General features: G+C 72.5%; 15 protein-coding genes. 6 read left to right on the forward strand and 9 right to left on the reverse strand.

The features are described from left to right. Positions 1–497 precede the first annotated feature (497 nt). Both ACWD4B_RS22075 and ACWD4B_RS22080 read left to right on the forward strand, forming a co-directional pair. On the forward strand, positions 498–899 hold the full coding sequence (locus tag ACWD4B_RS22075; RefSeq protein WP_451422333.1) for a hypothetical protein: 402 nt from the start codon (positions 498–500) through the stop codon (positions 897–899). 5 nt (positions 900–904) lie between these two features. Then, positions 905–1,642: a hypothetical protein gene (locus ACWD4B_RS22080; protein WP_451422334.1), complete on the forward strand. Its 738-nt coding sequence runs from the start codon at positions 905–907 to the stop codon at positions 1,640–1,642. Between the two features lie 17 nt (positions 1,643–1,659). On the opposite strand, the gene ACWD4B_RS22085 is transcribed toward ACWD4B_RS22080, so the two are convergent. From ACWD4B_RS22085 to ACWD4B_RS22120, 8 genes are all read right to left on the reverse strand, one after another. Then, positions 1,660–3,057 carry an NADP-dependent succinic semialdehyde dehydrogenase gene (locus ACWD4B_RS22085; RefSeq protein ID WP_451422335.1) on the reverse strand — a complete coding sequence of 466 codons (1,398 nt, stop codon included), beginning with the start codon at positions 3,055–3,057 and terminating at the stop codon, positions 1,660–1,662. Positions 3,058–3,156: 99 nt separating this feature from the next. Further along, complete coding sequence (locus ACWD4B_RS22090) at positions 3,157–4,164, reverse strand: hypothetical protein (protein ID WP_451422336.1); 1,008 nt, start codon at positions 4,162–4,164, stop codon at positions 3,157–3,159. 45 nt (positions 4,165–4,209) lie between these two features. After that, positions 4,210–5,220: an ornithine carbamoyltransferase gene (locus ACWD4B_RS22095; RefSeq protein ID WP_451422337.1), complete on the reverse strand. Its 1,011-nt coding sequence runs from the start codon at positions 5,218–5,220 to the stop codon at positions 4,210–4,212. A 224-nt stretch (positions 5,221–5,444) separates the two neighbouring features. Further along, a complete protein-coding gene (locus ACWD4B_RS22100; RefSeq protein WP_451422338.1) occupies positions 5,445–6,953 on the reverse strand; it encodes an MFS transporter in 1,509 nt (502 codons plus the stop codon). 509 nt (positions 6,954–7,462) lie between these two features. Continuing rightward, the gene (locus ACWD4B_RS22105) at positions 7,463–7,639 is read right to left on the reverse strand and encodes a hypothetical protein (RefSeq protein WP_451422339.1); all 177 of its coding nucleotides are present in this window, start codon (positions 7,637–7,639) and stop codon (positions 7,463–7,465) included. 90 nt (positions 7,640–7,729) lie between these two features. Next, on the reverse strand, positions 7,730–8,209 hold the full coding sequence (locus ACWD4B_RS22110) for an NUDIX hydrolase (RefSeq protein WP_451422340.1): 480 nt from the start codon (positions 8,207–8,209) through the stop codon (positions 7,730–7,732). Between the two features lie 10 nt (positions 8,210–8,219). Next, the gene (locus ACWD4B_RS22115; RefSeq protein WP_451422341.1) at positions 8,220–8,795 is read right to left on the reverse strand and encodes a hypothetical protein; all 576 of its coding nucleotides are present in this window, start codon (positions 8,793–8,795) and stop codon (positions 8,220–8,222) included. 185 nt (positions 8,796–8,980) lie between these two features. Then, positions 8,981–9,769: a glutamate racemase gene (locus ACWD4B_RS22120; RefSeq protein WP_451422342.1), complete on the reverse strand. Its 789-nt coding sequence runs from the start codon at positions 9,767–9,769 to the stop codon at positions 8,981–8,983. 83 nt (positions 9,770–9,852) lie between these two features. Between ACWD4B_RS22120 and ACWD4B_RS22125 the strand changes: the two genes are divergently transcribed. After that, positions 9,853–11,010, forward strand: coding sequence for a glycosyltransferase (locus ACWD4B_RS22125; protein ID WP_451422370.1), 1,158 nt, complete (start codon positions 9,853–9,855; stop codon positions 11,008–11,010). Between the two features lie 178 nt (positions 11,011–11,188). On the opposite strand, the gene ACWD4B_RS22130 is transcribed toward ACWD4B_RS22125, so the two are convergent. Beyond that, entirely contained in the window at positions 11,189–12,367 is a 1,179-nt protein-coding gene (locus tag ACWD4B_RS22130) for a TerD family protein (protein WP_451422343.1), read from the reverse strand. 208 nt (positions 12,368–12,575) lie between these two features. Between ACWD4B_RS22130 and ACWD4B_RS22135 the strand changes: the two genes are divergently transcribed. From ACWD4B_RS22135 to ACWD4B_RS22145, 3 genes are all read left to right on the forward strand, one after another. Beyond that, a complete protein-coding gene (locus ACWD4B_RS22135; protein WP_336411115.1) occupies positions 12,576–13,007 on the forward strand; it encodes a DUF6643 family protein in 432 nt (143 codons plus the stop codon). A 64-nt stretch (positions 13,008–13,071) separates the two neighbouring features. After that, entirely contained in the window at positions 13,072–13,905 is an 834-nt protein-coding gene (locus ACWD4B_RS22140; RefSeq protein ID WP_451422344.1) for an MOSC domain-containing protein, read from the forward strand. Positions 13,906–14,038: 133 nt separating this feature from the next. Then, the gene (locus tag ACWD4B_RS22145) at positions 14,039–14,632 is read left to right on the forward strand and encodes an Rv1733c family protein (RefSeq protein WP_451422345.1); all 594 of its coding nucleotides are present in this window, start codon (positions 14,039–14,041) and stop codon (positions 14,630–14,632) included. Positions 14,633–14,701 lie beyond the last annotated feature (69 nt).

Here is a 14,701-nt window from a genome sequence, read left to right on the forward strand (position 1 = left end):
TGATGCGCAGAGAACGCATGGTTGATGTTCCCCCGAATAGTGACATGTGCTGCGCCGTACCCTGTGCGGCGCTTGAGAAGCCGAGCGGTTGTCGGCGCGACATCCGCTGGCAGCGGATCAAGGGACCGGACGTTACGGCTTGCGGATCATGGGGCCTGCACTGTTACAGGACCGGGGCCTCGCACAAAGTGCGCGCCGCACACGGTGGAGCGCTGCGTCAGCAAACTGAAGCGGCACCGGGCCGTCGCGACCCGCTATGACAAGCGCGACTACATCTTCCCCGGCACCCTGGCCACCGCAACCATCGTGATCCGGCTCCGCGATCTCATCAAAGAGCCATCAGACACTGCCTGGCCCGGACAGGCCTCTCCAAGCGGCAAGAACCGTCTGGACCGGTTGTGGCGAACCCCCCGGGCTGACACGCTACTCGCGAGAGCTGGCCCCGTTCATGCCAAGTTGCCAGCAGGGGCGGAGCGGTCAACCGCGGGGGTGGGCATGTGAATTGGGATCAAGCTGCTGCCTACGGAGCCATCGGCGGAGGAATTGTCGAGGCCCTGGTGTGGAACGGCTACCTGTTGGCTTGGCAGGCAGCCCGTCATGAGGCACGTGAAGGCAGACGGAGACTTCCCCCCTTACGTAAATACGTCGATCTTTCTGCAGACCTCGCCGCCGGGTTGAGTCGCATTCTCCTCGGAGCCCTGATGGGGTGGCTGCTGCATCCTCAGATCACCGGCCTCTACGCGGCGGTGGCTGCCGGTGCATCGGCGCCCGCACTGATCCGACAGCTGGGATCCCTGCGCACGGTGCAAGCCGCACTCAGGGCCGGTGATCCACAACTCGGCGAGCCGTCACCAGCGCCGGACCTCCAGCCCAACAGCGGTAACACCGCGGCGCGGTGACATCGATGAGCTTCGCACGCCGGTATGTGAATGCGATGCTGGGTGCCGACTCTGCGCGGGTTCCCGGTACTGGAGAAAGAGCCCATTCAGGTCTCACTTGGTGGCGACGCTACCTGGCGTCGCTGCTCGGCATGCCACTCCGCAACTCCTCGTCACCACGCACCGACTCCGCCTCTGCGGCAATGGAAGATGTCGACGAGACCGGAACCCGCCTGCCGCCAGGGCCTTCTCATGCTCCATGGCGCAAGGGCTCGGCTTTGACGGCGATGATGACAGGCTTCGCTGTGCTCGCGGCAGCCTTTCTGACTTTCACGGGCGCGTCATGGCTCCACAACCGGCCGACGGGTCAGCCCCATCGGCCGAGCACCGGCCACCCGCCGGAATCCGCCGACGATTCCGTGCTGTGGACAGGTTTCCTCGACCTCGGTCAAGGAAACAGCTGGAACGTCGACCAGACCCCGCCAAAGGTGGCACCCCACCAAAAGGGGGACTTCACCATCACATGCCTTTCCGCCTGCCACTCGGCCTTGATCTCCGGAAGCAGGGTCGCGCCAGGGGACCAAACTGCAGAACCACAGCGGCAACAATGCACTCACGCACTGACCGCCAGCCCCGTACAGAGCGTCAACCTGCAAATTGGACGCTCAGCCTGCTTCATGACGAAGAAGGGGCACATCGGCTACCTCAAGGTGTACGAAACTCTCAACCGTTACGGCCCCATCGAGGTCACTGTCTGGAAGTGATAACGGAGCCCGCAGGATCAGCCGACAGCCCCGTGCCACACCGTCGTGACGTTGCAGAACTCCCGGATGCCGTGCCCCGAGAGCTCGCGGCCGTACCCCGAGCGCTTCACCCCGCCGAACGGGAACGCCGGGTGGGAGGCCGTCATGCCGTTGAAGAAGACGCCGCCGGCCTCCATGTCCTGCACGAAGCGGCGCTGTTCCTCCTCGTCGCGGGTCCAGACGTTCGAACTCAGGCCGAACGGCGAGTCGTTGGCGACCTCCAGTGCCTCGTCCACGTCCTGCACCCGGTACAGCGAGGCCACCGGGCCGAAGGCCTCCTCGTGATGGATGCGCATCTGCGGGGTCACGCCGGCCAGCACCGTGGGTTCGTAGTACCAGCCGCGGGGCAGCGCCTCCGGGCGCTTCGCGCCGCACAGGGCCACCGCGCCGTGCCGCAGTGCGTCGTCCACGAGCGCCTCCAGGTCGGCGCGGCCCTGTGCGGTGGCGAGGGGGCCGACGTCCGTGGACCCGGCCATGGGGTCGCCGACCGTGAGTGCGGCCATCAGTTCCGTGAAGCGTGCCGTGAACGCGTCGTAGACGTCCGTGTGCACGATGAAGCGCTTGGCGGCGATGCAGGACTGGCCGTTGTTCTGCACCCGGGCCGTGACCGCCGTGCGTGCGGCGCGTTCCAGGTCGGCCGACGGCATCACCACGTACGGGTCGCTGCCGCCGAGTTCGAGGACCGTCTTCTTGATCTCGTCGCCCGCGACGGCGGCCACCGAGCGACCCGCGGGCTCGCTTCCCGTCAGCGTCGCCGCGGCCACCCTGCGGTCGCGCAGCACGGCCTCGACGGCGCCGGAGCCGATGAGCAGGGTCTGGAAGCAGCCTTCGGGGTAGCCGGCCCGGCGGAAGAGGTCCTCCAGGTAGAGCGCGGTCCGCGGGACGTTGGAGGCGTGCTTGAGCAGGCCCGTGTTGCCGGCCATCAGGGCGGGGGCCGCGAAGCGGATCACCTGCCACAGCGGGAAGTTCCACGGCATGACGGCCAGGACGACGCCCAGGGGCCGGTAGTGGACGCGGGCGTGCTCGGCCCCGGAGTCCTTCACGTCCGCCTGCGGGGGGCGCTCGTCCGCCAGCAGGGCCTCGGCGTGCGCCGCGTACCAGCGCATGGCCTTGGCGCACTTGGCGGCCTCCGCGCGGGCGGCGGCGAGCGGCTTGCCCATCTCGGTGGTCATGGTGCGGGCGACGGCGTCGCGGTCCTCGTCCAGCAGGTCCGCGGCGCGGTCGAGCAGCAGGGCCCGTTCGGCGAAGTCCGTGGCGCGGTAGCGGCGGAAGGCGGCGTGGGCGGCGGCCAGCCGCCGCTCGGTCTCCTCCGGTCCGAGCGGGTCGAAGGTTTCGAGGGTCTCGCCGGTCGCGGGGTTGACCGTTGCAATGGGCATGGGTGAAGTCCTTCCTCCTGCTGCCTCGTACGCGCCACACCTTTTGCCTGGATGATGCCGGGTTCGCAGGCCCTCCCGCAGCACCGCCCGCCGAACGGGCTACGCGACCGTCAGGCCGGCCAGCCGGGTCACTTCCCCCATGGTGTAGCCGCGTTCGAAGTACCGCGGCTCGGAGAGCATGCGTGATACGAGGCCGATCAGCATCCCTGCGTACTTCTCGCACTTCTCGCCCTTCTCCTCCGTCTCCTCCGCCGATGTCCCGGACAGTCTCGCCCCGGATTCCGTGAGCACCAGCGGGGTCAGCAGCCGCGGCGGCGGCACGGTGCCCGGCCGGAAGCGGAACGCCTCGTCCAGCAGCCTGCAGCCCATGGCCCGGTCGGCCCCCTCGACGATCACGGGGAGCGCACTGTCGCGGACCGCGATCCGCTCCGCGACGTGGCTGCGGTGCAGCGCCGTCAGACCGACGAAGGTGTCGTTGCCGCGCGTCACGTCGGCCGTGTACGTGCCGTGGTCGAGGCAGACGGCCGCGAACCGCGCCCCCCGCGCGTCGGCCGACAGCAGCTCGGTGTGCTCGCCGTGCCGCTGCGCCCACCCGCAGTGCGGGCAGGGCAGGCGCACCGGCACCGAGCCGGTGGAGGGTGCGAGCACCCAGCGCAGCGTGTCCATCAGGCCCAGCGAGGCGAGGAACTCCTCCCGGAAGGCGGGACGGGCCTGCTGCTCGGTGTACGTCCCGGTCTCGTACGCGACGCCCGTCGCGGCCGACAGGGCGGTGAAGAGGGCGTCGTAGTGCGTCCGGGTCAGTTCTGCGACCTGCTCCGCGCCCAGGACGTCGCGGACGGTGCGCTCGTACAGCGTGCCGGTGGCCGGGCACTCGCGGGTCTCGCAGGCGTGGTCGTCCAACACGGCGAAGCGGACGAGGACTTCGACGCCGAAGCGTTCCCGTACGGCCTTCGCCAGGAGGAAGGTGCAGGTCTGCAGCACATGGACGCCCAGGTGCGGCGGTGCCGTGCGGAGCCGCATCGCTGCGTACAGGACCACACGTTCCTGGCGGCCGGCGCGCAGCCGGGGGCGGATGAAGTCGCACGGGTGCAGCACTGGTGCGGTCATGGGTCCTCTCCCTCTTCACCGGGCAGCTCTTCACCAGGCGGCTCTTCACCGGGCGGCGGCCCACTCCAGGACGGCCATCGCGCCGGCGGGCTTCATCGCCGCCTGGGTCCAGGCCAGGGACCGCGGTCCGTCGAGGACCCGGCCCGAGACCTCGTCGCCGCGGCGGGCGGGCAGGCCGTGCATGAAGGCCGCCCGCGGCCAGCGGTCCAGCAGGGCCTCGTCGACGTGGAAGGGGCGGAAGGCCTCGCGCCAGGCGGGGTCCGGGCGGGCGATGCCGGCGAGCTGCCAGCGGGTGGTGTAGAGGACGTCCACGGCGGGCGGCGCGGCGGCGAGGTCGTGGATCTGGTCGACGGCGGCGCCGACCGTGCAGGCCCGGCGGTCGGCCGTGCGCAGCTCGTCCTGCGGCACCCCGTAGCCGGCGGGGGTGGCGAAGGTGACGCGGGCTCCGGGGACGGCGGCCAGCGCATGGGCGAGGGCGACGGCCGTGCTGTTGCCCTCGCCGACGTAGAGCACGCGGATGCCCGTCAGGTCTCCGAAGGACAGGGCGAGGGTGGCGAGGTCGCACAGGCCCTGGGTGGGGTGCTCCTGTGCGGTCAGGGCGTTGACGACGGGCATCCGTCCCTGCCGGGAGAGTTCGCGCAGTTCGTCCAGCGGGCCCGCGGTGCGGGCGACCAGGGAGTCGAGCATCGCGCCGAGCACCCGCCCGGTGTCCCCCACCGACTCCCCGGTGCCCAGGTGGAGATCGGCCGGGCCGAAGGCGACGGGTGCGGCGCCGAGCCGGATGGCGGCGGCCGTGAAGGCGGTACGGGTGCGGGTCGAGGCCCTGGTGAACAGCAGGCCCGTCAACTGACCGGCCAGCGGGCGGTCATGGGCCCCGTGGTCGTGGAACAGCTCGACCGACCGTGCGGTCAGACGCATGATCAGCGGTGGTGCGAGCTCGGCCAGCGAGAACAGCCCGCAGGCGTGCCCGAGTCCGCGCCCGGGTCCGTACCCCGGCCCCTGCCTGCACCCGCGGCCGGTGGTGTCACTGTCGCGGCTGTCCGCACGGCCCGCCACGGCGCCTCCCCGAGACTGCCCGGTGCGGGCGTGCGCCGCACCGGATCCCTGCCCTCGGGTCGTCGAATGTATGGGACACGTGACGCGTGCAACAAGGCGGTGAACTCGCCACGTTTGATGCGGAGGTGGTGCGTGGCGGATGCACCGTTCGGCCCGGCAGAAACGGATCGGCGCCCGCCGTGGGGCGGGCGCCGTCCTGTCGGAGTGACGGGAGATGCAGGTGCTCAGCGGGGAGGCTGGTCCGCCGCGTCACCGGCCCCGCGGGCCGGGCCGGAGAGCGGGGCCGGATTCTGCGGTCTGCTCCCCTCGCCCGCGGGGGCGGTCTGGCCCCGGCCGGCGGGCGAGGACGGCGGGTGCAGCGGGGCCGAGGTGTGCTCGGCCCGCAGGCGCCGGGTGACCGCGTGCCGGGGGCTGCCGTTGCGCCGGGCCATGGCCATGCGGCGCACGGCCGTGATCCCCTCGATCTCCGCCTCGGCCGCCGGCGCCGAGGTGAGCAGGCTCCGGCCGGGCAGTCTGAAAGTGCGGTAGAGCAGGGAGACCGCGGTCGCGGACGCCAGGCCGAAGCCCAGGCAGACGATCCAGGGGAGCCAGGACAGCCCGGTCCGCGCCCCCAGGTCCATGGCCCGGCCGACGACGAAGTTGCCGCCCATCGCCGCCAGCCCCGAGAAGACGTAGAACAGGCCGAAGTACGTGCCCGTCAGCGCCTCGCGCCCGAAGCGGGGGATCATCTCCATCACCGTGGGGTGGGCGACCATGGTCCCGAAGTAGAGCATCAGCGAGCCGAGGACCAGCACCAGCATCCGCGGCACCGCGTCGGCCAGGCCTCTGGACGGCGCGCTGTCGCAGACCAGCAGCGGCGGTACGAACCCGAGCCCCATGACGATGAGCCCTCCGCTCACCCAGCGCAGGCCGCCGCCGTGCCGTTCCAGCATGCGGGTGATGCGGAGCTGGAAGAGCATGTTCACCAGCGCGCCCATGGCCAGCAGCACCCCGGCCGAGCCCGCCCAGCCGGAGGCCTTCAGGGCCCCGGCGGGCAGCAGCAGGTAGACCTGGTTCTCCACGGTGATCATTCCGGTGGTGGCGAAGGAGAACAGCAGGAACCGCCCGTTGCCGAAGGCCTCGCGCCAGTCGGCGAAGACGGAGCTGCGGTCGGTGTCCGCGGCGGCCTCGCGCGGCAGCACCTTCGCCTGGGCCACCGTCAGCACGCCGAAGACCGCGGCCCCGGAGAGCGCGAAGATGCGGAAGTCCGTCAGGAACAGCACGCTGCCCAGCAGCAGTCCGAGGAACGAGCCGACCGTGGCGTAGACGTTGAGCAGTGCGAACGCCTCGGCGTGGCGGTCGCCCGACTCCAGGGCCACGTAGGTACGGACGGCCGGGTAGAACATCGCCGCGGCGATCCCGCTGAGCAGGGAGGCCCCGAGCACCAGCGGCAGGGTGTTGCCGAAGGCGAACAGGGCGAACGCGACGGTCCGCAGGGCGCAGCCGGCGATGATCACCATCCGCGGCCCCAGCCGGTCGGCGGCCGAGCCGCCGAGGATGAACAGGCCCTGCTGACTGAGCGTTCGTGCTCCCAGCACCAGCCCGACCAGTGCGGCGGACATGCCGAGCCCGTGCTCGAGATAGGCGGCGAGAAAGGGCATCAGGAGGTAGAACCCGATGTCCACGCCGAACTGGTTGATGAATAGCAATCGCAATGCGAGGGGGAACTCGCGCGTCGCCCGAAGTGTCATCATGCACGTCCCTGTATTCAGCCCGAGCAGACGGAAGAACACCCTGAGCCGAGTGGGCGCCATGCACCCGGAGGGTTTCGCGGTGCGAGGTGGCGGCAGGGACGGCGACCGGGACGACCTTGTGTTTCTCCCTGTTCAGGAGCCCTGATCACAGGTCAGAACGCCCCGGCGTACAGCGCGTCGGCTCGCATTTCCGTTCCTGGGAACGGTCGCACTCGCTGGATGGAGCGAGCGGTTGATCATATGCTTTTGCGGTGCATGGTCAACGACTCCCGACTACGCTCGGAAGATACTCGGCAGATACTTTAGCAAAGCAGCCTCTTTCTCGATAGAGGCTGGAAAGCCTTCGGCCGCTGGAACGGCAGTCCCCACGAACGCACTTGCCCGCCGGGGCCGCAGTCCTCCGGCAGGAACGCATGGACCATTGCAACCAGGCATGAAAAAAGCCGAGTTCGCGTATTGTGGACGCGAACTCGGCTTCGGCGCAGCCGATATGGGGGCCACCCGTCCCGTCATTCACGGAACACGCTGGTGGCCACCCACATCAGCCCTGCCCACGAGCCGACCACCACGACGGCGGCGAGGACGCCGCACACCCACGCGGCAAGCGGAACCGGATCGTTCTCCTGCTCGGGCTCCGGTTCCACGGGACAGCATCGCGAGCAGTGGGCGGAATGAGTGTCAGACATGCACGGCAGCCTGCTCCGCCAAATGCCCTGATCACAAGGCGGGTACCGGCCTGGTACGCACGGTCCCCCAGAGGGCTCCGGGCCCCCTGCTCACGCCTCCCCGAGGCCCTCGAACCAGGTCGGCCCGCCCGCCGCGGCCTGCTTGATCCGCCGGACCGCGAACTCCTCCATCTCCGGCAGCGCGTCCACCGCGAACCAGCCCACCTCCAGCGACTCGTCGTCGTTCACCCGCGCCTCCCCGCCGACCGCCCGCGCGAGAAAACAGGTGTCCATGAACTGGCACACGTCGCCATTGGGATAGGTGACCCGCTGCAGCGCCTCGACGAGCAGGACCCGCTCCGGGACGCAGTGCACCGCCGTCTCCTCGTACACCTCGCGCACGAGGGCCGCCGCCGGCTGCTCGCCGGGGTCGGGGATGCCGCCGATGATCGACCACTCGCCGGTGTCCGCACGGCGGCCGAGCAGCACCCGGCCCTCGTCGTCGCGCACGACGGCGCTCACGCCGGGCATCCAGAGCAGGTGGTGGCCCGCCTTGGCGCGCAGGTCACGGATGAAATCGGGGATCGGCATGTCCCGAAGCCTAAGTGGTGTGCGGCGGTGGTCCGCCGATCCGCAGCCGGTCGCGGATCACGCGTACCGCCGCCTCCGCGTCGTCCACGGTGACCGTGAACGTGCGGCCGTCGCCGAGCCGCAGCACGAAGCCCTCGCCGCGCCGGACGACGACGGCCGTGCCCTTCTCCGGGCGCCAGCGGTATCCCCAGCCGCCCCACTGGCGGGGCGTGACGCGGGGGGCGAAATCCGCGCCGATCACCTGCGTGAGGGGGATGCGGGTGCGGGGCACGCCGATGTGGCCGCAGCGCACCTCCAGGTTGTCCTGGTCGACCCGCACGGCCACGTGGACGAACGCGATGGTGCCGTAGAGCATCAGCAGCCCGGCCGCGACGCAGCCGACGACCGCCATCGCCAGCGGAGCGAGCCCGGACGTCCAGGAGTTGTCGACGGCGAGCTCGATACCGAGGGCGAGGCAGGCGGCACCGGCGGCGGCCAGCACCCACTGGATGCGGTTGGTCGCACGACCCGTCCAGACAGCGGGCGGGGCGGCGTCGGCCTCGCCGCCGTTTCCGGGGGTCCGCGGGTCCTCGGAGTACTCCCTCATACCGGGCAGCCTACTCACGTTCCGTGGGAGCGGCAGGGGTGCGGCGCCCCGCAGGGGCGCGGGGCTCGCCACGAGCAGCCACGGCGCGCCTGCAGACGACACCTGCGGGCCGGTGGGGGCTGGTCGCGCCCACGCGGCGGAGCCGCATGACGTCACAGCCCCGCGCCCCTTACGGGGCGCCCTGGCTAGGGGCGGGCAGGGCTTGCCGTGAGCAGGGAGCGGCCCTCGGGGTAGCTCAGGGAGGACGGCTCCAGCTCCGTCTCGCGCCCGCTCGAGAGCACGGTCAGGCCGCCCGTGGGCGCCGCGCCGGGGGCGGGGGCGGCGCCGATGCGCCGCAGCGCCTGCGCGGCGACGGCCTCGGCGGAGCCGAACAGCGCCAGGGGCGGGGCCGAGGGCTGCTGGACGGCGGCGCGGATGCGCTCGGCGACGAGCTCGTAGTGGGTGCAGCCCAGGACGACGGCGCGGACGCCTCGCGGGGTGCGGGCGGCGGCGTCGGCGATGGCGGCGTCGGCGGCGTCCGCGTCGGCCCACTGCACGGCGTCGGCGAGGCCGGGGCAGGCCACCTCGGTGACCTCGACGCCGGCGGCGAAGTCACGGATCAGTCCGCGCTGGTAGGGGCTGCCGGTGGTGGCCGGGGTGGCCCAGATGGCGACGGGGCCGCCGGCGGCGGCCGCGGGCTTGATCGCGGGGACGGTGCCGATGACCGGCAGCGCGGGCTCCAGCTCGGCGCGTATCGCGGCCAGGGCGTGGACGGAGGCCGTGTTGCAGGCGACGATCAGGGCGTCGGGCCGGCGGGCCGCGGCGGCGCGGGCGACGGCCAGGGCGCGCTCGACGACGTCCTCGGGGGTGCGGGGGCCCCAGGGCATCGTCTCGGGGGCGGCGGAGAGCACCAGATCGGCGTCGGGCCGCATCCGGTGCACGGCGGCGGCCGCCGCCAGCAGGCCATTTCCGGAGTCCATGAGCGCGATCTTCACCCGGTCACTTTAATCGATGCGTCCTGCGGACCGTCCCGCGCGGGCGGTCCGGGTGCGGCAGACTGCGGCGGGTGGGCGTGCTGATGTGGATCACCGTGGGTTCCCTGGCCGCATGGCTCTGGCTGCTGCTGGCGCAGGGCTTCTTCTGGCGCACCGACGTCCGGCTGCCGCCACGGACGCCGCCCGCACGGTGGCCGTCCGTGGCCGTCGTCGTGCCGGCCCGGGACGAGGCGGAGGTGCTGTCGTCGAGCCTGCCGTCCCTGCTCGCGCAGGACTATCCGGGCCGGGCGGAGATCTTCCTCGTCGACGACGGCAGCACGGACGGCACCGGCGAGCTGGCCCGCGCCCTGGCGGACGCGCACGGCGGGCTGCCGCTGACCGTGGACGCGCCCGGGGAGCCCGGGCCGGGCTGGACGGGCAAGCTGTGGGCGGTGCGGCACGGCATGGCGCTGGCCCGGGCGCGGACGGATGCCGAGTACCTGCTGCTGACGGACGCGGACATCGCGCACGCCCCGGACAGCCTGCGGGAGTTGGTGGCCGCTGCCGTGTCGGGCGGGCTGGACCTGGTGTCGCAGATGGCCCGGCTGCGGGTGGCGACCTTCTGGGAGCGCCTGGTCGTGCCGGCCTTCGTCTACTTCTTCGCCCAGCTCTATCCCTTCCGCCGGGTCAACAGGCCGGGTGCCCGCACGGCCGCCGCGGCGGGCGGGTGCGTGCTGCTGCGGCGCGAGGCGGCCGAGCGGGCCGGGGTGCCGGAGTGCATCCGGCAGGCGGTGATCGACGACGTGGCGCTGTCGCGGGCGGTGCAGCGGTCCGGCGGGCGGATCTGGCTGGGGCTGGCCGACCGGGTGGACAGCGTGCGCCCGTACCCGCGGCTGGCGCAGCTGTGGCGGATGGTCTCGCGCAGCGCCTACGCGCAGTTGCTGCACAGCCCGCTGCTGCTGGCCGGGACGGTGGCGGGGCTGGCGGTGGTCTACCTCGTGCCGCCCGTGGCGGTCGTCGCGGGGGCGGTGACCGGCGGCGTCGTCCCGCTCGTCGCCGGGGCGGCCGCGTGGACGGTGATGACGGGGACGTACCTGCCGATGCTGCGCTACTACCGGCAGCCGCTGTGGCTCGCGCCGCTGCTGCCGTTCACGGCGCTGCTGTACCTGCTGATGACGGTGGACTCGGCGGTGCAGCACCACCGGGGCCGGGGCGCGGCGTGGAAGGGACGGACCTACGCCCGCCCGGAGGCCGCGCCCTAGCCGGCGCCCCGTAAGGGGCGCGGGGAACTGCGCGAGCGACCACGACGCGCCCGCAGCCAAGGTGATCGGGGCTGCGCCCCGGACCCCCGGGGTAGTGCGTCGACTGCGGGCCGGTGGGGGCTGGTCGCGCAGTTCCCCGCGCCTCTGACGGGGCACGAAGATCGCCCACCGCCCGGCCTCACTTGCGGCCGGGCGTCCACTGCAGGCCCCAGCCGTAGGCGCGGTCGAGGGTGCGCTGCGGGCTGACCCCGCGGTCCGGCACCAGGTAGCGGGCCTCGCGGCGGACGACGAGGCCGCTTCCGTCGTGGGTGAGCAGGGCGAGGGCGCAGACGGTGGACGGCACGGTGCATTCGTCCAGGGCGAAGTCGACGGGCGCGCCCTGCTGTGGCCGGAGGGTGACGGTGGCGTGGAGGCCGGAGAAGGAGGCGGCTCCTTCGTAGATCGTCACGAAGACGAGGATGCGCCGGAACGCGGCGGCGTGGTCAAGGTTGACCGAGAGGTTCTCGCCGTCCGCGGCGGCGCCGGTCCGGTCGTCGCCGTCGAGGTGGATCCAGGGCGGCCGGTGCAGGGAACCGAAGGAGTTGCCGAGCGCCTGGATCACGCCCTTGGTGCCGTCGGCGAGTTCGTACAGGGCCCCCAGATCGAGGTCCACGCCGGCGGAGGGGGCCGCGAGGGCCCGGCCGAGGCGGGCGCGCCGGCCACGGGGCTCCTGGCGCATCTGCCAGTTGAGGTTGACGCGCAGGATGCCGGAGGTGCCGCCCTGTTTGGCGAGCGAGACGGCCGGGGCCTGTTTGGTCAGCGTGACCCGGGCCGGGCGGGCGGGCTGCGGTGCGGGCTCGGCGGCGGCTGCACCGTAGGCGGCGGCCAGGCCCGCCGGGCCGTCGGCGTAGCCCTGGCCCACCGCCCGGAACCGCCAGCCGCCGTGCCGCCGGTAGAGCTCGCCGAGGACGAGGACGGTCTCCACGGTGGCGTCCCGGCTGTCGTAGCGGGCGAGTTCGCCGCCGTCGGCCGCGTCCAGGACGCGGATGTGCAGGCCCGGTACCCGGCCGAAGTCCCCGCCCTCGGCCGCGGCCGTGAGCAGGACGCGCTCTACGGCCGGTTCGAGTGCGCCGAGGTCGACGGCGAGGGTGTCGGTGACGGTGCCGTCGGCGGAGTGCCTGCCCTCGTGCCGCACGGCGCCGGAGGAGTCCACCGGCCGGCTGCGGGAGACGGCGTCCGCACCGGAGCGGACCCGGCCCTCGGCCAGCAGCAGTGCACCGGCCTCGGCCGCGGGTGCCCCCGGCCCGGCGCCCCGGACCACCTCGACGCGCACCGCCCGCGCGGATATCGGCGCATTGGCGCCCTTGAGCATGCCCATCGTCGACCCCACCCCTGAAAAACCCTGAAGGAACTGAAGGAGCTGAAGGAGCTGAAGGAACGGTCGGCTTTTACACGATTCCTACGTACCTTGGCGACCGTTTTTCCCAGGTTCGCTCGGGTTGGGGAGCCGCACCTGCTCCGAGCTTGTGAAGGAACCCCCATACCCGTCTCCCCAACCGGAGCACCATGGGCTTAACTTATGCGCTATGACCTCCCCCCGCAGTGCCTACGGTGGCGGCTACTACGCCACGTCGTCGTTCAAGGACACCCCCATCTACGACAGCCTCGTCGCCGAGCGTGGCACCCCGCAGATCGCGCCCATCCGCGTGTCGTCGCCGTACGACTTCAGCAGCAACAGCAACCTGCCGGCGCTGCCCGCTCTGCCCTCCGGGCCGTCCGCGGCCCCGGCCCCGCAGTACGCCGCCCCGGCGCCGCAGCCCGGCCCCGTGCAGCCGATGGGCCTCCAGCAGGCGGCCGCTCCGTACATCCCGCCGCAGGCCTCCGCGCCGCGCGGCTACCCGGGCCCGGCCGCGGGCCCCGCCGGCTACGACGCGATGCGTCCCGTCGCGCCGCGCCCCGCCCCGGCGTCGTACGAGGACCCGTACAACCGGCCGTACCCGCAGCAGGGTGGCTACTGACGGACTCCGCCGCCGCATTCGGTCCGGCAGTTCAACTGCCGGACCCGGCTGGCAGACTGGCGGTATGTCCACACCTGTGCTGAGTTCGGTCCACCTCTATCCGGTCAAGTCGATGGCGGGCTGCTCGCCGGACGAGGCGACCGTGGAACCGTGGGGGCTCGCCGGGGACCGGAGGTGGCTGGTGACCGAGCCCGACGGCCGGTTCATCACCCAACGGCAGCTCCCGCGGCTCGCGTTGGCCTCGGCGCAGCCGCTGCAGGACGGCGGGGTCCGGCTCACCGCCCCGGGCGCGGAGCCGCTCGACGTGGCCGTGCCCGCGCCGGTGGAGCAGGGGGGCACGATTCCCGTGACGGTGTTCCGGGACAAGGTGGAGGCGGTGCGCGCGGGGGACGCGGCCGCAGCCTGGGTGAGCGCCTTCCTGGGGACCGAGGCGCAGCTGGTGCACATGGACGACCCGGCCGTCCGGCGTCCGGTCGATCCCGACTACGGGCTCCCGGGCGACACCGTGAGCTTCGCCGACGGCTATCCGCTGCTGGTGACGACCACCGGCTCGCTGCACGCGCTCAACGCGCTCATCGCCGAGGACGGCATCGCCGCCGAGGGCCCGCTGCCGATGAACCGCTTCCGGCCGAACGTCGTCGTCGACCACACCGCGCCCTGGGCCGAGGACGGCTGGCGCAGGATCAGGATCGGCGGGATGACCTTCCGGGTCGTCAAGCCCAGCGGCCGCTGCGTCATCACCACCACCGACCAGGCCACGGCCGAGCGCGGCAAGGAGCCGCTGCGCACACTCGCCCGGCACCACCGGATCGGCGAGCGGCTGGTGTTCGGGCAGAACCTGATCCCCGAGCACACCGGGGTGCTGCGCGTCGGCGACCCCTTCGAGGTCCTCGACTGAGGCGGCACGTCAACTCGCCGCACGGGCAGGCGTCCACGGAGGGTGATTTTGCTCTCTCCGCCGCCTTCCTCCGCATGCGCCGTCCCCGGTGAGGTATTTACGGACGCGTGAGGGGGTGGGCACTGTGCGCGCAATGCGGTTCGTATGGCGGTGGCGGCGCAATCCTCTGCGCCGCCGGAGCGATGTCCTCGAGGCCTGGACGGGCGTGGCCGCGGTGCTGCTGATGCTGGCGCTCGGGACGGTGGCGGGCTGGACGGTGGGCTCGTTCGCCCACGGCGCCCTGCGGGAGGCGGTCCGTGAACAGCAGCAGCACCGGCACCTGGTGAGCGCCGAAGTGGTGCGCGTGGTGACGGGCACGGCGGCGGAGCCCGACCACGAGTCGACCACCGGGCGCGAGGGGTACGGCCGGTTCCTGGCCCGCTGGCAGGATCCCGGCGGCGTCGAGCACACCGGCCTGGTGGCGCTGCACCAGGCGCCGGACCCGCAGGAGCGGTTCCCGCTGTGGACGGACGACGAGGGCCGGATCGCCGGGCGCCCCATGGACCGGGCGACGGCCGCCGTGCACGCGGTGCTCGCCGGCGCCGCGGCGGCTGCGGGCGCGGCGGGACTGGTGGAGGGCGTGCGCAGGGTGGTCGTATGGCGCCTGGTGCACCGGCGGTACGTGCAGTGGGACCGGGAGTGGCGGCGGGCCGGGCACACCTGGGGGCGGGCGGACGCAGGAAGCTGACCGGCCGACTCCCACGGCCCGCGCGCGCTACGGTGGTTGCGGCCGGTACTCATCCGTCCCGGGTGGACG

The sequence above is a fragment of the Streptomyces sp. NPDC002536 genome (assembly GCF_053594995.1).